19 protein-coding genes are annotated in these 22,828 nt (G+C 55.3%); 9 read left to right on the plus strand and 10 right to left on the minus strand.

Annotated features, from left to right (window positions below):
* The first annotated feature begins 4 nt into the window (after positions 1 to 4).
* The 3 genes from Q0835_RS05910 (at position 5) to Q0835_RS05920 (ending at position 3,164) form a co-directional block, all read left to right on the plus strand.
* Positions 5 to 2,254 (plus strand): heavy metal translocating P-type ATPase, encoded by a 2,250-nt coding sequence (locus Q0835_RS05910; protein WP_298959296.1) that lies wholly within the window; start codon positions 5 to 7, stop codon positions 2,252 to 2,254.
* A gap of 5 nt (positions 2,255 to 2,259) precedes the next feature.
* Positions 2,260 to 2,409 carry a cbb3-type cytochrome oxidase assembly protein CcoS gene (gene ccoS / locus Q0835_RS05915; protein WP_152502863.1) on the plus strand — a complete coding sequence of 50 codons (150 nt, stop codon included), beginning with the start codon at positions 2,260 to 2,262 and terminating at the stop codon, positions 2,407 to 2,409.
* Between the two features lie 86 nt (positions 2,410 to 2,495).
* Entirely contained in the window at positions 2,496 to 3,164 is a 669-nt protein-coding gene (locus Q0835_RS05920; protein WP_298813375.1) for a class I SAM-dependent methyltransferase, read from the plus strand.
* A gap of 35 nt (positions 3,165 to 3,199) precedes the next feature.
* Here the strand turns inward: Q0835_RS05920 and Q0835_RS05925 are convergent, their stop codons facing one another.
* On the minus strand, positions 3,200 to 3,349 hold the full coding sequence (locus Q0835_RS05925) for a hypothetical protein (protein ID WP_298813374.1): 150 nt from the start codon (positions 3,347 to 3,349) through the stop codon (positions 3,200 to 3,202).
* A 316-nt stretch (positions 3,350 to 3,665) separates the two neighbouring features.
* Here Q0835_RS05925 and Q0835_RS05930 point away from each other — a divergent pair, with 316 nt between their 5' ends.
* Positions 3,666 to 4,205 carry a response regulator gene (locus tag Q0835_RS05930; protein WP_298813373.1) on the plus strand — a complete coding sequence of 180 codons (540 nt, stop codon included), beginning with the start codon at positions 3,666 to 3,668 and terminating at the stop codon, positions 4,203 to 4,205.
* A 35-nt stretch (positions 4,206 to 4,240) separates the two neighbouring features.
* Here Q0835_RS05930 and Q0835_RS05935 read toward each other — a convergent pair whose 3' ends face one another.
* Positions 4,241 to 4,465: a hypothetical protein gene (locus Q0835_RS05935; RefSeq protein WP_298813372.1), complete on the minus strand. Its 225-nt coding sequence runs from the start codon at positions 4,463 to 4,465 to the stop codon at positions 4,241 to 4,243.
* Between the two features lie 199 nt (positions 4,466 to 4,664).
* Between Q0835_RS05935 and aroQ the strand changes: the two genes are divergently transcribed.
* A complete protein-coding gene (gene aroQ, locus Q0835_RS05940; RefSeq protein ID WP_298959299.1) occupies positions 4,665 to 5,114 on the plus strand; it encodes a type II 3-dehydroquinate dehydratase in 450 nt (149 codons plus the stop codon).
* A gap of 41 nt (positions 5,115 to 5,155) precedes the next feature.
* On the opposite strand, the gene Q0835_RS05945 is transcribed toward aroQ, so the two are convergent.
* The 7 genes from Q0835_RS05945 to urtA form a co-directional block, all read right to left on the minus strand.
* On the minus strand, positions 5,156 to 5,869 hold the full coding sequence (locus Q0835_RS05945; protein WP_298959301.1) for a sugar transferase: 714 nt from the start codon (positions 5,867 to 5,869) through the stop codon (positions 5,156 to 5,158).
* 273 nt (positions 5,870 to 6,142) lie between these two features.
* Positions 6,143 to 7,450, minus strand: coding sequence for a UDP-glucose/GDP-mannose dehydrogenase family protein (locus tag Q0835_RS05950; RefSeq protein ID WP_298959304.1), 1,308 nt, complete (start codon positions 7,448 to 7,450; stop codon positions 6,143 to 6,145).
* A 171-nt stretch (positions 7,451 to 7,621) separates the two neighbouring features.
* Positions 7,622 to 8,317, minus strand: a complete 696-nt coding sequence (urtE, locus tag Q0835_RS05955) for an urea ABC transporter ATP-binding subunit UrtE (RefSeq protein ID WP_298813368.1) — start codon at positions 8,315 to 8,317, stop codon at positions 7,622 to 7,624.
* Positions 8,318 to 8,320: 3 nt separating this feature from the next.
* Positions 8,321 to 9,067 (minus strand): urea ABC transporter ATP-binding protein UrtD, encoded by a 747-nt coding sequence (gene urtD, locus Q0835_RS05960; protein WP_298813367.1) that lies wholly within the window; start codon positions 9,065 to 9,067, stop codon positions 8,321 to 8,323.
* A 4-nt stretch (positions 9,068 to 9,071) separates the two neighbouring features.
* Positions 9,072 to 10,316, minus strand: coding sequence for an urea ABC transporter permease subunit UrtC (gene urtC, locus Q0835_RS05965; protein ID WP_298959307.1), 1,245 nt, complete (start codon positions 10,314 to 10,316; stop codon positions 9,072 to 9,074).
* Positions 10,313 to 11,935 carry an urea ABC transporter permease subunit UrtB gene (gene urtB / locus Q0835_RS05970; protein WP_298959312.1) on the minus strand — a complete coding sequence of 541 codons (1,623 nt, stop codon included), beginning with the start codon at positions 11,933 to 11,935 and terminating at the stop codon, positions 10,313 to 10,315. Before urtB ends, urtC begins: the two co-directional genes overlap by 4 nt.
* A 233-nt stretch (positions 11,936 to 12,168) precedes the next feature.
* A complete protein-coding gene (gene urtA / locus Q0835_RS05975; RefSeq protein ID WP_298813364.1) occupies positions 12,169 to 13,452 on the minus strand; it encodes an urea ABC transporter substrate-binding protein in 1,284 nt (427 codons plus the stop codon).
* A 358-nt stretch (positions 13,453 to 13,810) separates the two neighbouring features.
* Between urtA and Q0835_RS05980 the strand changes: the two genes are divergently transcribed.
* The 4 genes from Q0835_RS05980 (at position 13,811) to Q0835_RS05995 (ending at position 20,284) form a co-directional block, all read left to right on the plus strand.
* Positions 13,811 to 17,200, plus strand: coding sequence for an ATP-binding protein (locus tag Q0835_RS05980; protein ID WP_298959314.1), 3,390 nt, complete (start codon positions 13,811 to 13,813; stop codon positions 17,198 to 17,200).
* Positions 17,190 to 18,104, plus strand: a complete 915-nt coding sequence (locus Q0835_RS05985) for a DNA-binding response regulator (RefSeq protein ID WP_298813361.1) — start codon at positions 17,190 to 17,192, stop codon at positions 18,102 to 18,104. Before Q0835_RS05980 ends, Q0835_RS05985 begins: the two co-directional genes overlap by 11 nt.
* A 131-nt stretch (positions 18,105 to 18,235) precedes the next feature.
* Positions 18,236 to 18,958: a FadR/GntR family transcriptional regulator gene (locus tag Q0835_RS05990; protein WP_298813360.1), complete on the plus strand. Its 723-nt coding sequence runs from the start codon at positions 18,236 to 18,238 to the stop codon at positions 18,956 to 18,958.
* 123 nt (positions 18,959 to 19,081) lie between these two features.
* A complete protein-coding gene (locus Q0835_RS05995) occupies positions 19,082 to 20,284 on the plus strand; it encodes a DegT/DnrJ/EryC1/StrS family aminotransferase (protein ID WP_298959316.1) in 1,203 nt (400 codons plus the stop codon).
* Positions 20,285 to 20,349: 65 nt separating this feature from the next.
* On the opposite strand, the gene Q0835_RS06000 is transcribed toward Q0835_RS05995, so the two are convergent.
* On the minus strand, positions 20,350 to 22,785 hold the full coding sequence (locus tag Q0835_RS06000) for an FAD-dependent oxidoreductase (protein WP_298959320.1): 2,436 nt from the start codon (positions 22,783 to 22,785) through the stop codon (positions 20,350 to 20,352).
* Positions 22,786 to 22,828: the final 43 nt, after the last annotated feature.

Genomic DNA, 22,828 nt, shown 5'->3' on the forward strand with positions numbered 1-22,828 from the left:
TGTCTTGACGGTTCATCAGCGCGATTGGCAGGCTTTTGTCACCCCGGGAAAGGACGGCGCGGTTCATATGGACCTCGCCGTCGACGGTATCACCTGTGCTGCCTGCATGGGCGAAATTGAGCGTGGCTTGCGCCGGCTTCCGGGAATTCGCAATGCACGGGTCAACCTGACCAGCCAGCGTCTTGCAGTCGACTGGGTCCAGGATGAGACCGGAGCCGACGAGATTGTTGCCGAGTTGGAGCGTCTCGGCTATGCGGCGCATCCCTTCGATCCCGCGAGTCAGCGCGAGCGGCAGGACAAAAGCGGCAAACAATTGTTGCGTTGCCTGGCGGTTGCAGGTTTCGCCGGCATGAACATCATGCTGTTGTCCGTTTCCGTCTGGTCCGGAAATGCAACTGACATTACCCCTGAAACGCGTGATTTCTTTCACTGGTTGTCAGCTTTGATTGCGCTGCCGACCGTTGCCTATTCGGGCCGGCCTTTCGTGAAAAGCGCGTTCAAGGCGCTCTCCGCGGGGCGGTTGAATATGGATGTGCCGATCGTGATCGGTGTCTTTCTTGCGGTTGCTCTCTCAGTCGTGCAAACGATCCAGCATCATCATCATGCCTATTTTGAATCTGCGGTGATGTTGCTGTTCTTTTTGCTGATTGGCCGATATCTCGACCACAATATGCGTGGCCGCACGCGTTCCTTCGCTGAAAACATTGCCGCTTTGAAGGCTGAAGTCGCAGCCCGGATCAATCCGGATGGCAGCGTCCGCGAAGTTCCGCTTTCCAAGATTGAGACCGGTGACCTTGTCATGGTCTCGGGTGGTGAACGTGTTCCCGTTGACGGAGTTGTCGAAACAGGCGCTTCGGAAATCGACCAGAGCCTGGTGACGGGGGAAAGTGTTCTTGTTCCCGTAAATCCGGGGCAGCGCGTTTACGCTGGTACTTTGAACGGAGCAGGAGCCTTGCAGGTGCGCGTTGAGGCCGCGTCCGGTGCGACGCTCCTGGATGAGGTCAATCGGCTTCTTGAAACCGCGTCACAGGCAAAGTCGAAGTATGTTCGCGTTGCCGATCGGGCGGCCCGGCTTTATGCGCCACTTGTGCACGGTGCAGCGGCAATCACCTTCCTTGGCTGGCTACTGGCAGGACTGGCTTGGCAGCCCGCGCTTGTGATTTCCATTTCGGTTCTGATCATTACCTGTCCCTGTGCGCTCGGGCTTGCGGTGCCCGCGGTCCAGGTCGTTGCCTCGGGACAGTTGTTTCGATGCGGTGTCCTTCTGAATTCAAGCGATGCGATCGAACGTCTGGCCGATATTGACACCATCTTGTTCGACAAGACGGGTACTCTAACGCTGGCGGAACCGGAACTTTGCGGTGAAATAGACCTGTCAGACGACACGGTGCTTCTGGCCGGCCGGCTTGCTCTGGCCAGCCGCCATCCTCTGTCGACTGCACTTGTCAAGGCAACAGGTGCGATCACACCGCTTGCTGAAGTAACCGAGGTTTCCGGCGCTGGACTGGAAGCGGAAGTTGCCGGCAAAACGCTTCGGCTCGGCAGCCCGATGTTCTGCGGTGCGTCTCGCCAGCAGATCGAGCGAGCCTTGTCCGAGACACCGGGCGCTTCGCTTCTTGCGATCCGGCACGGTGATGCACCAGTTCGGCTTTTGACCTTCCGTCAGAGCCTGCGTCTTGATGCGCGTGCCGTCATTGATCAGCTGAAGGCGCAAGGGTTTGCACTTGAGATTGTCTCAGGTGACACAGAGCCGGCCGTCGCCGCATGCGCGAAGGCTCTTGGTGTGGATGCCTGGCAAGCAGGCATGAAACCGGCCAGCAAGATTGCCCGGTTGGAAGCACTTCAGGCTGAAGGCAGGAACGTGTTGATGGTGGGGGATGGTCTCAACGATGCACCAGCGCTCGCCGGTGCAAATGTTTCGCTGTCTCCGGTCTCGGCTGTGCATTTGAGCCAGGCTGCCGCAGACGCGGTCTTTCTGGGCGATAAATTGCAACCCGTTGCGGACGCACTGCGACTTTCAAAGCGAGCCCGTGCTGCGATCGAGCAGAACCTTTGGATTTCGGTTGTCTACAACATCATTGCGGTACCGATCGCAGTCGCCGGTTTCGTGACACCGCTTATGGCCGCTGTTGCCATGTCTGCGTCTTCATTGGCAGTGACGGCAAATGCGCTGAAACTACGGTTGGGTGAGGACGCCAATTCACGTGAACCACTGCCGCTTCGCAAGTCCGAAGACCAGCTGGCAAAGGGATAACGCTCATGGATGTGCTCATTTTCCTGATCCCGATTGCCTTGTTCTTGGGCGCGCTCGGCTTGGGCGCGTTTCTCTGGTCCCTGAAGAGCGGTCAATATGACGACCTGGAAGGTGCTAAATGGCGCATCCTGGACGATGACGATCTGCCCGATTGAGCGGTGCTCTATTCGTTGGCGCGAGCGTGTGCAGATCATTACACTGCTAGGATGTGGTGTGGGCGGTCAGACTTGAGATCTCGTGCGTGGAAAAGTTTCCCGAAGAAAACAAACCCGGTTACGCGGTCTATTCTCGCAGATCTCTAGCGATCTACGACACCTTGGTTCTGGGACTTTCCAATCGTTTCATCTGGCGCTGTCCAAGCCGGCATCTCATTAGACATCACGAGGAAAATTTGGCAGCGTGCCATCTTGATATCGGCGTAGGCACCGGTTTCTTCCTCGACAAGGCCAGGTTTCCTGAAAGGTCACCGCAGATTACTCTGCTTGACCCGAACAGGGATTGTCTGGAAATTGCAACGGAACGCATCAGCAGGTACAAGCCGAAATCCGTTCACGCCGATGCATTGGTTCCATTCCCGCGCACTCTTGGTCACTTCGACAGTATCGGGCTGAACTATCTTCTTCATTGCTTGCCAGGTTCGATGACCCGAAAGTCGGTCATTTTCGACCACCTGAAGCCTCACCTTTCCGAAGACGGGATGGTTTTTGGATCGACCATCTTGCAAGGCGTAAATCCGTGCCCGCCGGTCGCTCGCAAGCTGATGAGTATCTACAATTCAAAAGGCGTTTTTGCGAACGCCAACGACACTCTGGAAACATTGCGAGCTGAACTCTCTGCGCGGTTCGCCGAAGTGTCCATTCAGATGATTGGATGTGTTGCCTTGTTTGCTGCCAGATCTGCAAAACCATGAGGGACAGGCTGTCAACTCAATGCCGGACTGCAGGCCTAGGCCAGTGCACTTGACATCGCCATGCCCGCTGCCAGCAACACCAGCGCTATACCGGCAATCAGCAACATGTTGTCTCGCTGAAACGATCCTGCAGGTATGTCGACGTCCGGCTTGTCGGCAGCAAACGTTTCTTCGTTTTGGAACATTTCTTGATGCAAGGGCATAGAGCGGACAACCGGCAGAATGTGTGTTTAAGGCATTGACGATACAGCCTCACCATGACGCTCAGGATTGAATCCCGCGTTAAAGCGATAGGCGACAAAAGATTAATGTGCCGCAACATTACCGAGAGGTGAAAGGGTCTGTTTGCATCCCGGGAGTTTTGTAAACACCTTACCAATCCATGCAGGCTTTCCGGTGCCTCCCTGGACGCTGCAAATCAAGACAAAACAGGCGAAATTCACTGGCTAACTCATTGTTCAGACTTTCATGTCAACACTGTCGGGAAACATGGAGGACTAGGTGAGCCTGGATCTTGCCTCGCTGACATTTTTGTTGGTCGAAGACAGTGCATATATGCGGACGATCCTGCGCACGATGCTGCAGGGCTTCGGTGCGCGTCGAATTGTTGAGGCCGAGGACGGTGCATCCGGCCTCGAGGCCATGGATCGTGCCAATCCCGATATCTTGATCCTTGATTGGGTCATGCCGATTCTGGACGGTGCTGACATGGTCCGCATGATCCGCAGTCCCAACAATCCGTTCGCTTATATCCCGATCATCATGGTGACAGCGCATACGGAACGCAGCCGGATCGTTGAAGCGCGCCGGCTCGGTGTTCATGAGCTTTTGTCCAAACCAATTTCTGCGAAGTCTCTTTATCAACGCGTCTCGAGCGTCATATTGCATCCGCGTGACTTCATCAAAACCGCCACCTATTTTGGGCCGGCGCCGCGGGAGATTCGCAACCGTCAGAAAATCTGGCAGGGAGGACCGGGTCAGCCGCAAGGTCAACCACCTGGTGAGGAAGGTCCCGTCGAAAACATCACCGCAATCGGTTGATTTTCAGGATTTTTGCGCTGCCGACTTGGCTCTGGTTAAGCTGCAGCACCAGCTCTTGCCGTCTGGAACGTCTCACCGCCCTTCGCAACAACGGAACTGCTGTTTTCCGCGGCGTCGGCAAATTGGGCCAGCACATCAAGATCGACGGTATAGTGGTCCAGAAGGAATTGAGACAGAACGTCAATCGGGAGGTGCTGATAGCCCTCAATGGCTGACATCAGAGCTTCTAAAGTGTCCAGCCGTTCACGCAGCTTGATCATGATTTCTCGCTAAGGTGATTTTCATACACACTGGAGATTTATGGTTAATAGTACGTAAAATTGGTCGGTGCAAGTGAACGTCTGGTTGTGCTTGGTGTAATCGGGAGCCGTCCACAATCTTTTGTGGTAATTCACTTAATTGCGCAGGAAAACTAGCAAGGGGCTTGCCGTTTTTGACGGTGAACAGGGAACTTCTTACATGGCGAAAGTTGTCTACATACTGAACGGACCGAATCTCAATCTTCTCGGCAAGCGCCAACCGGAGATATACGGCTCGCAGACGCTTGATGATGTTTGCCGGCTTTGCGAAACCATGGGTTCGCAAGTCGGGGTCGAAATCGTATTTCGCCAAAGCAATGCTGAACATGAACTCATTGACTGGATCCATGAGGCCCGTGAGAAGGCTGATGGCATTATCATCAACCCGGCCGCATATTCACACACGTCAATTGCAATCCTTGATGCGCTCAACACGTTTGACGCACCTGTTGTCGAGGTGCATATCTCGAATATTCATAAACGTGAGGATTTTCGGCAACATTCCTACGTTTCGGAACGTGCGGAAGCTGTGTTGGCAGGGTGCGGCGTCGACGGATATCAGTTGGCCGTTCGACACATCGCGGGCCGCTTAAGTCAAAAGTCTGACTGATCCATCTAGAATGTGAGATCTGACGGTTTAGGTCAGTACAATCAGTAGCCTTTGCCACTGAAAAATTCGTTCCGTATGGTTTCGAGAATGATCTTTATGTCGAGCAGAAGAGACTGGTGCTCGACATAATGAAGATCATGCTCCAGCCGCATGCGGGCCGGATATTCTTCGCGCGTTTCACCTCTGAAGCCGCTGATCTGCGCCAGTCCCGTAATTCCAGGAAGAATTTTATGGCGATCCATATATCTCGGATCAAATTCTTCGTACGGGACACCGGCGGCGAGCATACCGGGCACGTGCGGGCGAGGCCCCACGAGAGACATGTCGCCCCTAAGCACATTGATCAGTTGGGGTAACTCGTCGAAATTGCTTTTCCGCAGGAAGGACCCAACAGGCGTCACTCGTGGGTCATTCTTAACGGTTTGCACGACACCGCTATCGTCGCACATTTTCTTGTACATGGTCCTGAACTTCAGAACCTCGAATGGTACGCCGTTCAAGCCATATCGCTGTTGCCTGAAAAAGACCGGGCCTCGACTTGTCAGTTTGATTGAAAGGGCAATCAGCACAAACAAAGGCATTAGCAATACGAGTCCGATGCTGCCGGCGATAACGTCGAAAGATCGCTTCAGGAAGCGCGACGGAACCTTTCGCGCGGATCGGACCCGTTTCGGCTGCAGACCGGAAATTCCGGGCAGCTTGATTGGTCCGCTGCGACGATCGTCAGCGTCATATGAGACAGTTTCGTTTGCCAAAATCCGTCAGCCTCACGCGGTCACGTGCATTCGAGGAACAACGGTTACATCGTACCTGTTGGGTCCTGTGCGCGCCACGATATCGTAAACAATTGGTTAACAGAACTCGTAAAAGTTCTTGCTGTTAAGGATTTGGTTACCACGCAGAAATTGATCGCGCAATAATCCAAAGTTAAATGTGATGTGAAATTTTGGTAACGTTTTCAAAGGTGTGAGTCAGAGTGCTTGCAACCTGTCTACAACCATTCTGAATACTGTCACCGTCAATACAACTTAGTAGCTTCTACCAATACTTGTGTATTCGAAGCCACGACTACCCATGTAGTCAGAGGTGTAAATGTTGCGTAGGTCCACCACTTTCGGCTCATTCAGCAGAGTTTTCATGCGTTCCAGATCCAGTGCCCGGAATTGATCCCACTCAGTGACTATGACAACAGCGTCCGCGTTTTCGATCGCGTGATAGGGCCCATCGCAGAACAACACGCCCGTCATGAGCTTCTCTGCTTCTTCCATACTTGCGGGATCAAAGGCGCGGATATTGGCACCAGCCTCTTGCAGTTTCGCAACAATGTCGAGGCTGGGCGCTTCACGCATGTCGTCGGTGTTCGGCTTGAAAGCCAGTCCGAGGAGGGCAATGGTCTTTCCATTGACATCTCCGCCTAGGAAATCGATGACCTTGTCAGCCATCTTCTTCTTTCTGGCTGAATTCACCTCGATCACGGAATCGACCACTTTCAGGTCGGACTGGACGTCTGCGGCGATCTTCGACAGAGCAAGTGTGTCCTTGGGGAAACAGGAACCGCCGTATCCCGGGCCAGCATGCAGAAACTTTGACCCGATACGGTTATCAAGTCCGATGCCACGCGACACTTCCTGAACATTGGCACCGACCTTCTCGCAAAGGTCTGCAATCTCGTTGATAAAGGTGATCTTGACGGCGAGAAATGCGTTGGCGGCATATTTGATCAATTCGGACGTGCGTCTGCGCGTGACAATGATCGGTGTTTCGTTGAGATAGAGCGGGCGGTAAAGCTCACGCATGACTTCCACGGCCTGCTCGCTGTCGGTTCCCACGACAACGCGATCAGGACGTTTGAAGTCATTGATTGCGGCGCCTTCGCGCAGAAACTCCGGGTTCGAAACCACCGCGAAATCGGCATCGGGGTTGGTTCGCCGAATAATGGCTTCAACTTCATCTCCCGTTCCGACCGGGACGGTGGACTTGGTGACGATAACGGTGAAGCCTTCGATCAGGGCCGCGATTTCCTCAGCTGCGGCATAGACATAGGTTAGGTCCGCATGACCATCACCGCGCCGGGTTGGTGTGCCGACGGCAATAAAGACCGCGTCCGCCTGTCTGATTGCTTCCTCAGGAGCAGTCGTGAAAAAAAGCCGTTCTTCAGAAACGTTCTTTGCGACAAGATCCTGAAGGCCCGGCTCGTAGATTGGAATCTCGCCGTTGTTCAACGCGTCGATTTTGGAAGTGTCCTTGTCAATGCACGTAACAACGTGACCGAAATCGGCAAAACAAGTTCCGGACACCAGACCGACATAGCCGGTTCCAATCATTGCAACGCGCATTGTTCATTCCCGCATTTGGATGCTTCTCGGCGAACGCCAATCATCGTAAGTTGCGCACCGATTACATCCTGTAGCCGGAAAAGGCCAGACCTGAATGGGCCAACGGTCAATTTGCCCTGGTGTTTCGCTGAGGTGGCTTTGCGATTGACCGGTTAGCCTGCTTTCAAAATCTCAGACCGTAAGAAAGCGTCTAACCTCCGCCTCACAGAGATCAGCGCCAGTCCCGGAAAGAACGATTTCGCCCCGGTCCATTACGGAATAGTCATCCGCCAGATCGCGTGCGAATTCAAAATACTGTTCGACCAGCACGATGGCCATGGTGCCTTGATCCCGCAACCAGGAAATTGCCCGTCCGATATCCTTGATGATTGACGGTTGAATGCCTTCGGTTGGCTCGTCCAGAACCAGAAGCCTTGGTCGGGTTACGAGTGCACGGGCAATGGCGAGCTGCTGTTGCTGACCTCCAGAGAGATCTCCGCCGCGCCGGTTCAGCATGTCTTTCAGAACCGGAAACAGTTCGTAGATCGTCTCAGGGATGTTTCGATCCTGGCGTTTCACCGGCGCGTAGCCTGTCTCCAGATTCTCCTTTACCGAAAGGAGCGGGAAGATCTCGCGGCCTTGGGGTACAATCGCAATTCCGCTTTTCGCACGCGCGTGCGCAGGCAGTGTGGAAATGTCGGTTCCGTCCCACACGATCTTGCCCGAGCTTATGCCATGCTGGCCGGCAACCGCGCGCAAGGTCGAGGTCTTGCCGACACCATTGCGGCCCATCAGGCAGGTTACCTTGCCGATTTCAGCGTTGAGCGACACGCCCTTGAGAGCCTGAGCAGCGCCATAATGAAGATTGATTTTTTCAACTTGCAACATGGTTCAACGGCCCAGATAGACTTCGACAACCCGCTCATCCGCGGATACATGATCAAGTGACCCTTCCGCCAGCACCGAGCCTTCGTGAAGTACGGTTACTTTGACATCCAGGGATCGCACGAAAACCATGTCGTGTTCGACGACCACAACGGAATGGTCCTTGGCGATATCTTTCAGCAGTTCTGCGGTTTCTGCGGTCTCTGCATCGGTCATTCCGGCAGCCGGCTCATCAACCAGCAGGAGTTTCGGGTCCTGAGCAAGCAACATGCCGATCTCGAGCCATTGTTTCTGTCCGTGACTTAAGTTGGCGGCCAGTTCATGGCGTTTTGACCCAAGCCGAATGAGATCCAGAAGGTGGTCGATGCGCTTCTTCTCGCTCTGGGCGATAACGTGAAACAGTGTTGAAAACGGACCGCGTGGAGCTTTGAGCGCGAGCTCAAGATTGTCCCAAACCGTGTGGCTTTCAAACACCGTTGGTTTTTGAAACTTGCGGCCGATCCCAAGTTCGGCAATCGATGCTTCGTCTTCACCCGTCAGGTCAATGGCACCGTTGAAAAAGACTTCTCCCGTGTCCGGGCGGGTTTTGCCTGTAATCACGTCCATCATGGTGGTCTTTCCGGCTCCATTCGGACCGATGATGGCGCGCATTTCTCCAGGGGCAATAATCAGTGACAGCTCATTGAGTGCCTTGAAGCCGTCAAAGGAAACGGAAACACCGTCGAGATAAAGGAGACTTGTTGCTCGGGCCATCGACTTACTCCGCAGGCTGTGGTTTGGCAGCGCCGGATGTGCTTGACGCGGTGTTTTCGGCTCTTGGTGAGATATTTGCGGCTGCGCCCGGCGAATGGGCGGCAGGGCTCGGCGGTTGGTCGGAACCGGCTTCATATCTGGCGGAAATCTTGCGTTGCCTCAATGCGGTCCAGCCGGAGCCAAGTGTGCCGATGATCCCCTTTGGCAGAAACAGCGTGACCACGACAAAAAGGCCACCAAGTGCAAACAGCCAAATGTCCGGCAGTGCCGCGGTGAACCAGGTCTTGGCAAAGTTGATCAATACTGCACCGAGAACCGCGCCCACCAGTGTTCCTCGTCCGCCAACGGCCACCCAGATCACCACCTCGATGGAATTTGCGGGCGCAAACTCGCCTGGATTGATGATACCGACCTGCGGCACGTAAAGTGCGCCGGCAATTCCGGCCATCATGGCGGAGAGGGTCCACACAAACAGTTTGTAATGTTCGACCCGGTAACCCAGAAACCGTGTTCGGCTTTCGGCGTCGCGAACAGCTACGAGAACCTTGCCGAGCTTGGACCGCGTGATCGAGCGGCAAATCAGGAAACACAGGACCAGCGCAATGCCCGAGGCTGCAAACAGGCCGGCGCGGGTCGTATCGGCTTGAATGTCGAAGCCGAGAATGTCTTTGAAGTCTGTCAGGCCATTGTTGCCGCCGAAGCCCATGTCATTCCGGAAAAAAGCGAGCAGGAGGGCGTAGGTAAGTGCCTGGGTAATGATGGAAAGGTAAACACCGGTGACACGCGAGCGGAACGCAAACCATCCGAACACGAAGGCGAGAGCGCCTGGTACCAGCAGCACCATCAACGCGGCGAACCAAAACATGTCGAAGCCATACCAGTACCAGGGCAGATGCTCCCAATTCAAAAACACCATGAAGTCGGGGAGAACCGGATCGCCGTAAACGCCACGTGGACCGATCTGGCGCATGAGATACATGCCCATGGCATAACCACCGAGAGCGAAAAATGCCGCGTGACCGAGCGAGAGGATGCCGCAGTAACCCCAAACCAGATCAACTGCCAGGGCAAGCAAGGCATATGTCAGGTACTTGCCCATAAGCGTGACGGCATATGTCGGCACGTGGAAGGGCGATGTCTCCGGAACCAGAAGGTTGCCAGCCGGAACGAGGACAATCGCAGCCCCTAGAATGGCCAGGAATATGCCGGCTTTTGCGTCCATCGCGCGGAAGAGAAAGGAAGACATCATGCTTCGACTGCCCGGCCCTTGAGGGCGAAGAGGCCTCTCGGACGCTTTTGAATAAAGAGAATGATGAAGACGAGCACGAAGATCTTGCCAAGCACTGCGCCGGCATAGGGCTCCAGAAACTTGTTGACGACCCCAAGCGTCATGGCGCCGACCAATGTGCCCCAGAGATTTCCGACCCCGCCGAACACGACAACCATGAAACTGTCGATGATGTAGCCCTGACCGAGATTTGGAGAGACGTTGTCGATCTGGCTGAGGGCAACACCCGCTATCCCTGCGATGCCCGATCCGAGGCCGAAGGTCAGAGCGTCAATCCATGGGGTGCGAATGCCCATTGAGGCAGCCATGCGCCGGTTCTGGGTAACTGCACGCGTGTAGAGGCCAAAGGGCGTTTTTTTGAGAACCAGCATCAGTCCTGCAAAAACCAGCAAGGCAAAGACAATGATCCACATCCGGTTATAGGTGATTGTCATTTGCCCAAGCTCGAACGCTCCAGACATCCAGTCGGGATTGCCGACTTCCCTGTTGGTCGGTCCGAAGATCGAGCGCACGGCCTGTTGCAGGATCAGCGAAATGCCCCAGGTTGCGAGCAATGTTTCGAGCGGTCGACCATAGAGCCAGCGTATGACGCCGCGCTCGATCGCAATTCCGATCAAACCCGCAACGAGGAAGGCAAGTGGAAGTGCGATAAAGAGAGAGTATTCAAACAGACCTGGCATGGAGGTCCGGATCACGTCTTGAACCACAAAGGTGGTATAAGCGCCGATCATCACCATCTCGCCATGCGCCATGTTGATGACACCCATCACGCCGAACGTAATGGCAAGGCCGATTGCCGCCAGCAACAAAACCGATCCCAGAGACACGCCGTACCAAATGTTCTGGGCCGCATCCCAGGTGGCAATTGACTTTTCAATCTTTGTGATGGCTTCGCTTGCAGCGGAGCGGACCACGCCTTCTGACGAAGCCCTGACACTCAAAAGCAACGAAAGTGCATCTCTGTTGCCCATGTCCGAAAGAGTGGCGACAGCGTCAAGTTTTTGCGTTTCATCGAGGTCTGAATTCAATACGGCTGCGGCACGCGCCTGCTCCATGACACGGCGCACGCCCTCGTCTTCTTCAGCAGCAAGCGCTACATCAAGTGCTTCGATACCCTCGGGATCCTTGGCCTTGAAAATCGCCACAGCCGCCAGCCGCCGTACGTTCGGGTCCGAAGCCATCAGCGTTAGGGAACCGAGTGCCGACCGGATCACACGGCGTAGCTTGTTGTTGACCTTGATTTTTTTGACTTCGCGTCTGCCGGCTTCTCCCGCTGCCTCGAGCGTTAGTGGGTCTTTCAGATTGTAGGAGTTGCCTTGCTTCTCAGCGATGAAGACTACACCGTCGGACTTGCGAAAGAAGAGATCGCCTTCGCTGAGTGCTTTCAGTGCCGGAGCCACAGCAGGATCGCCCGTTGCAGCCAGGGCGCCAATCTGCTGTTCCGTTTCGGCATATTTGCCTTTGGCAAGCTCGTTGATCAGCGGGCGGAGCGTTTCCGGCTCGGACTGGGCAACAGCAGGGCTCACAAAGATACCAAAAATGAGGCCCAGAATCAGGAAGAGGGATTTCAAGAAGGACATGTGTCCACCGGCGTTGTGAGCTTGACGATGGCGGCCTCTCGTTAAAGAGCCGCTTGGTGGTGCCCGCAAGGCGGGAAACCGGTGCTTTTAGTGTCGGCCTGTTCGTCCAGACGAACGTGTTGGCTATCGACCAGGAGGAGGAGATCCTTCAAGGACATTTATCGTCCACCGTCACGAACCAAGCCATTCGGGACGGGCCAATTTGCTGGCCCGCCCCGGTTTTGGTTAATCCGTTAGGAACCGGAGCCGGTGCACTCGCCAGTGGCGGTGTTGAAGCTGCCGCATGACATCGGTGCGCGCCAGTCGGAAATCAGGTCCTTGGAGCCTTCCAGGTAATCGGACCATGCGTCGCCGACCACGAGGCCTGAGGTTTCCCAAACGGTTTCGAACTGACCGTCATCCTGGATTTCACCGATCAGGACTGGTTTGGTGATGTGGTGGTTCGGCATCATTGCGCTGTAACCGCCTGTCAGGTTCGGAACGGTCACACCGACGATGGAGTCGATCACGGCATCCGGATCGGTGGTGCCGGCCTTTTCAACGGCCTCGACCCACATGTTGAAGCCAATGAAGTGAGCTTCCATCGGGTCGTTTGTTACGCGTTCTTCGTCGCCGATATAGGCGTGCCAGGCGTCGATGAACTCGGCGTTGATGTCAGTGTCCGCGGACTGGAAATAGTTCCAGGCAGCCAGGTGGCCGACGAGCGGCTCCGTGTCGAGACCTGCAAGCTCTTCTTCACCCACCGAGAAAGCAACGACCGGGATGTCCTCAGCCTTGATGCCGGCATTCGCGAGTTCCTTGTAGAAGGGAACGTTGGCGTCACCGTTGATGGTTGAAACCACAGCAGTTTTCTTGCCGGCGGATCCAAAGGTCTTGATGTCGGAAACGATCGTCTGCCAATCGGAATGACCGAACGGCGTGTAGTTGATCATGATGTCTTCTTCAGCGACACCCTTCGACTTCAGGTAGGCTTCCAGGATCTTGTTGGTTGTCCGCGGGTAGACATAGTCTGTGCCGGCCAGGACCCAGCGCTCGACGCCTTCTTCATTCATCAGGTAGTCAACTGCCGGAATGGCCTGCTGGTTCGGTGCCGCACCGGTATAGAAGACGTTGCGCTGAGATTCTTCACCTTCGTACTGAACCGGATAGAAGAGCAGTGAATTCAGTTCTTCAAAGACCGGCAGCACGGATTTGCGCGAAACGGAAGTCCAGCATCCGAAGACAGCGTCAACGCCGTTGACTTCGATCAGTTCACGCGCTTTTTCCGCAAAGAGCGGCCAGTCGGACGCAGGGTCGACGACAACGGCTTCCAGTTTCTTGCCGAGAAGACCGCCCTTCTTGTTCTGCTCTTCGATGAGCATCAGCATTGCGTCTTTGAGCGTCGTTTCCGAAATCGCCATCGTGCCGGACAAGGAGTGCAGGATGCCAACCTTGATGGTGTCTTCAGCAGCTGCGCCGCCGATCATGGTGGAGGCCATCAGACCTGCCAATGCGAGTTTGGTAAAAGACTTTTTCATGTGAGTTCCCCTTTTCGATGACGTCGCCGGTTCCCGGCCGGCGAATGGCGGCTGGAAGGACTGCCGCTGTCGGGGAAGGATCGTGCGCCGGAACTGTTGCGGCGCAACATACGTCAATTGACGTAAGTGGCGAAAACGGGGTTGCGCCAAAGCGTAAGCCAGTTCGGCACGAAAAATGCTGAGTGTTTTGGCTAACCAGAGTAACGGGGCGGAAAATCGGGCTGATGAAGACGGGTGTTTGCCGAAAAAGCAGGCAAATGATGATTTATGAGGCATTTCTTGGCTTCATGACGTCGCAAACGCACGCCAATTCTGAACTGAGGAAGCCGAAGATCACCTTGGCCGCGGGGCCAGCCAAATGAATGCCCGTCAACGCATTCTGCCCATTCGGCGCCAATACAACAAATGGGTCAACAACCAGACGCTTGAAGATTATGCGCTGCGCTTCACGGCAAAGAGTGCACGCAAGTTCTCATCGCGTGCGATCTCGCAAACTGCAATCGGAGCCATTTCCTTCCTGGCGCTGGAGGCTATCGGTGGCGCCATCACGCTCTCGTATGGGACGGCTAACGCCTTTCTTGCCATTCTGGTCGGCAGCCTCGTTCTTCTCGTCATAGGGTTGCCGATCAGCCGCTATGCCATGCGCTACGGTGTTGATATTGACCTTCTGACCAGAGGTGCGGGTTTTGGCTATATCGGTTCAACGGTCACTTCGCTCATCTATGCCAGCTTCACCTTCATTCTCTTCGCCATTGAAGCGTCAATCATGTCGAGCGCGCTGGAATTTGCATTCGGCGTACCGCTATGGCTTGGCTACATCATCAGCGCGGTTGCGGTCATTCCGCTGGTCACGCATGGCATTACCTGGATCAGCCGGTTTCAGCTGGCCACGCAGCCTTTCTGGATCATTCTCAACATTTTGCCCTTCGTATTCATAGCTTTCACCGATTGGCAAGCCGTCGGTGAATGGCTGAGTTTCTCCGGGATCGATCCATCAACCGGTGCGCCGGCAACATCGGGAGGAGGCTGGGATAACATCAGTCTCGTCAGCTTTGGTGCAGCTTCCGCAGTTATTTTGGCGTTGATGGCCCAGATCGGCGAACAGGTCGATTTTCTTCGATTTCTTCCAGCCCAGGATTTCGTCCGAAAGCGGCACCGCCTGGCGCTGTTCCTGGCCGGGCCCGGCTGGGTCGTTCTGGGCGCTCCAAAAATGATCGCAGGGTCCTTCCTGGCGGTCCTTGTTATGTCTCATGGTGTGCCTGTGGAACACGCGGACGAACCGGCGCGCATGTATGCTGTTGCCTTCGGCTACATGATCCCCAATGAAACTCTGGTGCTGCTCTTGATGGCGGCCTTCGTCGTCGTGGCGCAGCTAAAGATCAACGTCATGAACGCCTATGCGGGGTCGCTTGCCTGGTCGAACTTCTTTTCACGCCTGACCCATTCTCATCCGGGCCGGGTGGTCTGGTTGGTCTTTAATGTTGGAATTGCGCTGCTCTTGATGGAGCTCGGCATTTACGGACTTCTGGAAGAGACACTCGGTATCTTTTCCATCATTGCCATGGCCTGGTTATCCGCCATCTCGGCAGACCTGTTCATCAACAAACCTTTGGGTCTGTCGCCGCCCGGCATTGAGTTCAAGCGTGCACATCTTTACGACATCAATCCGGTCGGGACGGGGGCCATGTTTCTGGCGGCCGGGTTGGCTCTTGCTGCCCATTTCGACATGTTCGGTGAGATCGCGGCAGCTTTGGCAACGTTCCTGGCGATGGGTATTGCCTTTGTTGCCGCACCATTGATCGCCTATTTGACCAGGGGCCAGTACTACCTGGCGCGCAAACCAAGGCAAAGTTGGCAGAGCGCCGATCAGATAGCCTGCTCCATCTGCGAAAACCCATTCGAACCGGAAGACATGGCCTATTGCCCGGCCTACAGAGCGCCAATCTGTTCGCTGTGCTGTTCGCTGGATGCACGCTGTCACGATTCCTGCAAGCCGAAAGCCCGGCTTTCCCATCAGGTTGGCTCAGTTGCCGGAATGATTTTGCCGGAAAGGATGCTTGTCCATTTCCGATCCCGGCTGGGACGCTATGCGCTGTTTTCGTTCTTGTCGGTGACCAGCATCGGCCTGGTGCTCTGGATTATCTATGCACAGGCCGCAAGCCGGCTTGGCGACCCGACCGGCATTATCGCCCAAACCGTTGCACTGATTTTCTTCGTTTTTGCCATCGTTGCCGGCATCGCTTGCTGGTTTCTGGTTCTGGCCCACGACACCCGCCGGGTCGCGGAAGAAGAATCTGTGCGCCAGAACGCGCTCCTTCAAAAGGAAATCGACGCCCACGGGGTGACGGACGCGGCCTTGCAGAAGGCAAAGGAGGACGCTGAGGCGGCCAATCTTGCCAAGAGCCGCTATGTGGTCGGCCTCAGTCACGAACTCAGGACACCCCTGAATGCGGTCATGGGCTATGCGCAGGTTCTGGAGCGGGATGAAACTCTTCCGCCTGCCCGCAAACCGGCGGTCAGCACTATTCGCCGAAGCGCCGAACATCTTTCCGGTCTAATCGATGGTCTTCTGGATATCTCCCGCATCGAGGCAGGCCGCCTGCAGATCTATTCCAACGAAATCAACCTTTATGAATTTCTCGACCAGATCGTCGACATGTTCCGCATGCAGGCTGCTGCCAAAGGGCTTGGTTTCAACTATGTCAGGGCTCGCAATCTGCCGGTTTTTGCTCGAACAGATGAGAAGCGGTTACGGCAAATTCTGGTCAATCTGCTCTCGAACGCGATCAAATTCACCGATGCGGGCGAGGTTTCCTTGTCCATCAGCTATCGGTCCCAGGTCGCGAGCTTCGTCGTGAGCGACAGCGGCCCCGGCATCGCTCTGGATGAACAGGGAAAGATTTTCGAACCCTTCGGCCGCAGCAAGGCAGCCAGTGGCGCAAGGACGCCGGGTCTTGGGCTTGGATTGACGATTACCAAGTTGCTCACTGAAACCATGGGAGGTGCGATCGCCCTCGCCAGCGAACCGGAAAAGGGCGCTTCTTTTGAAGTCAGGCTCATGCTTGCCGCAGTGGATCGCCCAGTGGACACCGTTCGACTTGAACGCCAGGTTCGTGGTTATGAGGGCCAGCACCGCACAATCGCGGTGATCGATGACAATCCGGACCATCGTGCTTTGGTCAGCGATATTCTCAAACCAATAGGTTTCACCGTGTTGGAGGGCGAGGACGCAAAATCCTGCCTCGGTGAAATCGTTGAGCACAAGCCGGATCTTTATCTCGTCGATATCTTGATGCCCGGCATGAATGGGTGGGAACTGGCAGAGGCCTTGCGGGACCGGAATGTCATGGCACCGATCGTCATGTTGTCGGCCAATATCGGCGATCAGGCTCTACGCCCCGATGGCCCATCCCATCATGATGCGACACTTGCCAAGCCATTTGATATCGGCCAGTTGTTTGACCTCCTGCAGAAACATCTGTCGCTGAGTTGGACCGAAACCCCAAATCTTGAAAACCGGGGCCCTGCGCCCGTGACGAAATTTCGCTCACCGGGAGCCGATCAGGTGGCGGATCTGATGTCGCTGGCAGAGATCGGATATGTGGAAGGCATCGAGGCGAAATTGAGCGAGCTTGCCGAAATGCCGGAATATCGGCCACTCACCGAAACCTTGCAAGGACATCTCACGCGTTTCGACTTTAAAGCCTACAAAGACGTGTTAAGCGGATTGGAAGTACATGACGGATGAGCGCCGGGATACAGTTCTGGTTGTTGACGACAGTCCGGAAACGCTGGGTTTCGTCACCGAAGCGCTGAAACAGACCGGAATTGCCGTGCTGGTGGCGACAAGTGGTGAGGCGGCGCTGTCCGTGTGTGAAAGGGTGACACCCGACACGATATTGATGGACGCTGTCATGCCAGGCCTTGACGGTTTCGACACGTGTAGCAGGATCAAGGAAAATCCTGCACTAAAGCATGTCCCGGTTATCTTCATGACCGGTCTCTCTGAGACCGAACACGTGGTCAAGGCACTGGAGTCGGGCGGGGTGGACTTCCTCACCAAGCCTATTGATGTTGATGAATTGAAGGCACGCATCAAGGTGCATCTGAAAAACGCACGCTCTGTACAAAGCGCGCATGTTGCTCTGGATGCGGCGGGCCGCCATCTTATTGCTGTGTCGCGAGAAGGGGCAGTCCTCTGGTCGACGCCGCAAATCCAGAACCTTCTTGCGCGTACGGGCATTGCAGAAGACAGTCTCTTCCGACTGGGCAGGGCACTGGGGGACTGGTTGGACGGTGCCGGACAGGCAAACGATCGGCGCAAAAGCTTCATGCTTGGTCTTTCGGAAGACCTGTCTGTACAATTGCATCCGCTTGGCCGTGTCGGACCCGACGAAAACCTGTTCCGGGTGACTGCTGAAAACGAAGCCGGACAGATAAGTGCCTTGCAGGAGCGTTTTGATCTCACAAATCGGGAAGCCGAGGTCTTGATTTGGATATCCAAAGGCAAGTCGAACAAGGACATTGGTGAAATCCTTGGCCTGTCGCCGCGCACGGTCAACAAGCATCTGGAACAGATCTTCGTCAAACTCGGCGTCGAGAATAGGGCTTCTGCCGCCGTCAGGGCAGCAGAAGTGATCTATGCACTTTAGACAGGTGTCATTCAGACGGATTGCCATTGAAACATACGGGTCGCCCCTAGCTCGACAAGCAGGCACCCTTCGCCTATGCATACATTAAAGTCGTGAAAAAACGACACAAGACAATGCAGGGAGGAGCGGTGATGCCGCAATTTCGGGAGGTGCAGCGGGCGTCTCTTTTGCCGGATCAGATTGCTGCTGACATCATGGCCAAGATCACCGATGGCGAATTGGTACCCGGTGACACATTGCCGACAGAGCACAGCCTTGCCGACACCTTTGGCGTCAGCCGTAACGTCGTGCGTGAAGCCATCGCCAGGCTGCGTTCCGATGGCGTCATTGAATCCCGGCAAGGACGCGGCGCGGTCGTCAAACCGGTGTCGGAGCGTGAAACATTCCGTGTCGATATTCGTGCCCTCGGCAAGTCGGACAATCTTGCTGATCTGTTCGAATTGCGAGGCATCCTGGAAATTGAAGCGGCGGGACTGGCAGCTGAACGCCGAAGCGCCGACGATCTTCAGGATATGCGAAATGCCATCTCCGAGATGGGTGGACAGGAGCAATTTGATGACGAGCGGTTGGAAGCGGACGCCGCGTTTCATCGCGCACTCGGAAATGCCACGCGCAACACTTACCTTTCCGCCATCATCGGATATATTTCGTCTCGGTTGAAAGACACCACCCGGGCGACATCCGGCCTTCACGTAAAGAAGGATCTCGTCGGTACCACGATTGCAGAACACCTGAAGGTTTTGAATGCCGTCGAGGCCTCCGACAAAGCCGCCGCGCGCGATGCCATGGCCGCTCATGTCCGAGGTGCAGCTGGACGGCTGAAGGTCAAATCCAAGCTTGCGGGCAAGGACTAAACAAGTCCTCTATGTGCGAGATGCATAATCTGCTTGCACATCTCGCAGGTCCCAGCACTATTCGTTTTCAATGATGATCATTCGCCGGTCATTTGACTGACCGCTGACGGGGCGAGGTGGAGTTTGAAAGCGTTCACGGGGCAATTCACGCAACAGGAAGCCATTCCTGACGAGGCGATCGCGGCAGCGGTGGAAGTTCTGAAATCCGGCCGCCTTCATCGCTACAATACGCTGGGCAGCGAACCGAGCGTCACGAGTGAACTTGAGCGGGACTATGCCGTCTTTCAAGGTGCAAAATACTGCCTTGCCTGCGCCTCCGGCGGTTATGCCATGTCGATTGCGCTGCGTGCTACCGGTGTCGCCCCGGGTGACAAGATCCTCACAAACAGTTTTACCCTTGCCCCGGTTCCGGGCGCGATTGCATCTGTTGGCGCGGTTCCGGTTCTCGTTGAGATAACACCGGACCTGGTGATTGACCTGCACGATCTGCGCAAGAAAATTTCGGGCTGCGGTGCGAAGCATCTGCTGTTGTCGAACATGCGCGGTCACTTGTGCGACATGGATGAATTGGTTGGGGTTCTGAACGAGACGGGTGTGACCCTGATTGAAGACTGCGCCCACACAATGGGTGCGCGCTGGAACGGGGCTTTAAGCGGAAATTTCGGCCTGGCGGGATGTTTCTCGGCACAAACCTACAAGCACATCAATTCCGGAGAAGGGGGGCTTCTGACATCTGATGATCCTGACTTCATGGCCCGGGCCATCATGCTCTCAGGCTCATACATGCTTTATGAGCGCCACGGTGCAGCACCCGCAGAGCACCACTTTAACGATGCGCGCCTTGATACCCCGAATATGTCCGGACGGATGGACAATCTGAGAGCAGCGATCCTGAAACCTCAAATTGCGGTATTGGAAGAAAACATTCAGCGCTGGAATGAACGATATGATCTTGTCGCCGGTCACTTGAGCCGTTCGGCCACAATTGTTCTGCCGGAGCGCTCATCGAAGGAATTCTATGTCGGCAGTTCTATTCAATTCCGTATTCCCGGAATTGCCGAGCCCGAAGCAAGGCAGTTTGTGGCAAATGCCAAATCACTGGGAGTAGAATTGAAGTGGTTCGGCGATGTGGACCCTGTTGCCTTTACCTCAAATCATCACAGTTGGCGGTATCTGGAACGCCAGAAACTGCCGCAAACCGATGACATCCTTGCAGGTTTGTTCGACATGCGGATCCCGCTTACGTTTTCACTGGATGATTGCCAAACGGTTTCGGAAATCATCGTGCACTGCGCGACCGGGCTCGTCCTGGACGGTGCTGCCTGACACTCGACGTTGCAAGAACATCCGTCTGAAATCGCAACACCCGGCCCGCAGCCATGTCCTGAGGGTCAGCCCCGCATGAGATCATGCCCGGGATCATATGGAGAAGGTGGAATGACGGTCGCAGCGACCGGCTCGCCACACAGATCGAGCAACATGGTTTGTCCGACTTCTGAATAGACCGGGTCAACAAAAGCATAGGCAAGGTTCATTCCAACCCTGTGTCCCCAGTCGCCAGACGTCACAGTGCCGATGACAGCCTCGCCCTTCATCAGCGAGGCTCCAGGTGGTGCCGGGGCATGTTCGGCGTCAATTCTCAGCGTCACAATCTTTTTGGTTGGCCCATTCTCTACATGTTTTTGAAGGGCAGCCTTTCCTATGAACGTGTCCTTGGACATTTTCACAAATCGATCGAGGCCGGTCTCAAAAGGGTCGAACTCAGTCAAAAGATCCGCTTTCCAATGGAAGAAGCCTTTCTCGAGGCGCATGGCCTCCACCGCGCGTGCTCCAAACAGCTTCATGTCAAGCGGCACCCCTGCCTGGCGAAGCGCAGCATAAGCCGCATAAAGCGACGCATTAGGGATGTGGATTTCATAGGCCAACTCGCCGGAAAAGCTCACCGACATGACGGTGGCTGGCGCAAAGCCGACAAAACACTCGCGAACGCCAAGCCATGGAAACGTTTCGGCGGACCAGTCGCCTCGCGCACACTCGGACAGCACCTTCCTAGCATTCGGGCCGGCAAGAACGAGGATGGTCTGATCATTGGTCAGGCTTTTGATCTCAACATCTTCGTCGTCTCGAAGGTTCTGCCTCAACCAGTCCATGTCGTGATATTCACTTGCCGCTGCAGAGCCATACCAGACGCGGGCAGGGCCACGATCGCTCCGTGGCAAGTTCGCAAATGTTGCTTCGCATTTGATCCTGCCGTGATGATTGAGAAGATAGCCAAGACCGACGCGGCCATCGCGCTTTGGCACATTGCCGCAGACGAGCCGATCGAGAAACGTATGCCGGTCGGCACCTGTAATCTCAATCCTGTTGAAACCGTTGACTTCGCATAGGCCGACATTGTCCCGAACATTCTCAATCTCGCGTTTGACCACACCAAAAGCCTCATCGAAACCGTAACTGAGCGAGGGATGAAACTCTTCATTCGGTTTGATGTAGTCGACGCGCTCCCAGCCATTGATCACGGTGAACTCTGCGCCCTCTGCCTTCAAATGGGGCGTGAGCGGTGTTGTCTTGGCTGGTCGTCCCGCAGGCCGGTGTTCATGTGGGAAGTGAAAACGGAACTCGTTTTGATAGTCTTCGATCGCTTTGACTGACGTCAACTCGACATTGGCATGCCCCGTAAATCTTCGCGGGTCGATGCACCAGGTGTCGTAGCACGCTTCGCCATGAACAATCTGCTGGGCCAGAAGCCATCCGTGGCCGCCACCTTCTCCAAGGCCAGCTCTGAGCCCGATTATGCAATATGCGTTTCGCTTGCCTGGAATGGGGCCGACAAGTGGTGCCCCGTCAATCGTATAAGTGATGGGACCGTTTATAACCGAGCGGATGCCAGCCTCCGTAAGGGCGGGCATTCTTTCAAAGGCGCCCTCCAACACATCCATAATGCGATCAAGGTCGTCCGGGCACAAGGCGTTGACGAAGTTCGGGTCGATGCCATCCATGCCGAAGGTCTTGCAGTCCTGTTCGTAAAAACCGATCAGCAAGCCCTGTTTTTCCTGCCGGCAATAATAGTCGCTGATCGGGCAGCGAATGAGCGGCATCCGGTGGTCTGCTGCAATAATTTCCGGAATGTCTTCGGTGAGAAAATACTGGTGTTCCATGGAGGCGACCGGGTGGTGCACATCCATCATGGCGGCGACTTCATTGACCCGGTAGCCGCAGGCGTTGACAACGACATCGCAGTCAATGTCCCCGTGTTCTGTGTGTACGGTCCATGTGTCGTCCCGGTGCTGGGTCAAAGCCGTCACGGGTGTGTTGCGGTAGATTTCAGCACCTGCCTTGCGGGCGTGAAAGGCGAGTGCCTGGCACAACTGAGCGGGGTCGATGTCGCCGTCCAAGGGGTCCCACAGCCCACCTAAGAGATTGTCCTTGGAAACCAGCGGGTGACGGCGGGCGCATTCGTCTGCGTCAATAACTTCGAAATGAACGTCCATTGCACGCGCCATGGAGGCGAAATGCCGGTAACCCTGCATCTGGGCGTGTGTGTTCGCGAGCCGCATACCTCCGTCGCCATAATGATAGTTGATCGGGTATTCAGGGTTTTCCGCCAGGTCCTTATAAAGGCGGATGGAGTGGCTTTTCAGGCCGACCATCGTTTGGTTCATGCCAAAATTTGTCACCTGGGCTGCTGAATGCCAGGTTGTGCCGCTGGTCAACTCGTTACGTTCGACCAGAACAACGTCGCTCCAGCCTTCTCGCGTGAGATGGAAAAGCGTTGAGCATCCGGCAATGCCTCCGCCGATGACGACGGCCCTGGTACGCGACTTCATGCGTTTCGACTCCAAATTCGATGGAAGGCCCATAAAGCCGAAC

It is taken from the genome of uncultured Roseibium sp. (genome assembly GCF_947499295.1).
Lineage (GTDB): Bacteria > Pseudomonadota > Alphaproteobacteria > Rhizobiales > Stappiaceae > Roseibium.

What these genes read in the sequence shown, in the direction of transcription:
- Q0835_RS05935 (WP_298813372.1), bottom strand. Translation starts at nt 4,465, where the DNA reads ATGATCAAGCTGCGTGAACGGCTGGACACTTTAGAAGCTCTGATGTCA.
- urtD (WP_298813367.1), bottom strand. Translation starts at nt 9,067, where the DNA reads ATGGCCCGAGCAACAAGTCTCCTTTATCTCGACGGTGTTTCCGTTTCC.
- Q0835_RS05925 (WP_298813374.1), bottom strand. Translation starts at nt 3,349, where the DNA reads ATGTTCCAAAACGAAGAAACGTTTGCTGCCGACAAGCCGGACGTCGAC.
- urtA (WP_298813364.1), bottom strand. Translation starts at nt 13,452, where the DNA reads ATGAAAAAGTCTTTTACCAAACTCGCATTGGCAGGTCTGATGGCCTCC.
- Q0835_RS06000 (WP_298959320.1), bottom strand. Translation starts at nt 22,785, where the DNA reads ATGAAGTCGCGTACCAGGGCCGTCGTCATCGGCGGAGGCATTGCCGGA.
- urtE (WP_298813368.1), bottom strand. Translation starts at nt 8,317, where the DNA reads ATGTTGCAAGTTGAAAAAATCAATCTTCATTATGGCGCTGCTCAGGCT.
- aroQ (WP_298959299.1), top strand. Translation starts at nt 4,665, where the DNA reads ATGGCGAAAGTTGTCTACATACTGAACGGACCGAATCTCAATCTTCTC.
- urtC (WP_298959307.1), bottom strand. Translation starts at nt 10,316, where the DNA reads ATGATGTCTTCCTTTCTCTTCCGCGCGATGGACGCAAAAGCCGGCATA.
- urtB (WP_298959312.1), bottom strand. Translation starts at nt 11,935, where the DNA reads ATGTCCTTCTTGAAATCCCTCTTCCTGATTCTGGGCCTCATTTTTGGT.
- Q0835_RS05950 (WP_298959304.1), bottom strand. Translation starts at nt 7,450, where the DNA reads ATGCGCGTTGCAATGATTGGAACCGGCTATGTCGGTCTGGTGTCCGGA.
- Q0835_RS05980 (WP_298959314.1), top strand. Translation starts at nt 13,811, where the DNA reads ATGAATGCCCGTCAACGCATTCTGCCCATTCGGCGCCAATACAACAAA.
- Q0835_RS05985 (WP_298813361.1), top strand. Translation starts at nt 17,190, where the DNA reads ATGACGGATGAGCGCCGGGATACAGTTCTGGTTGTTGACGACAGTCCG.
- Q0835_RS05990 (WP_298813360.1), top strand. Translation starts at nt 18,236, where the DNA reads ATGCCGCAATTTCGGGAGGTGCAGCGGGCGTCTCTTTTGCCGGATCAG.
- ccoS (WP_152502863.1), top strand. Translation starts at nt 2,260, where the DNA reads ATGGATGTGCTCATTTTCCTGATCCCGATTGCCTTGTTCTTGGGCGCG.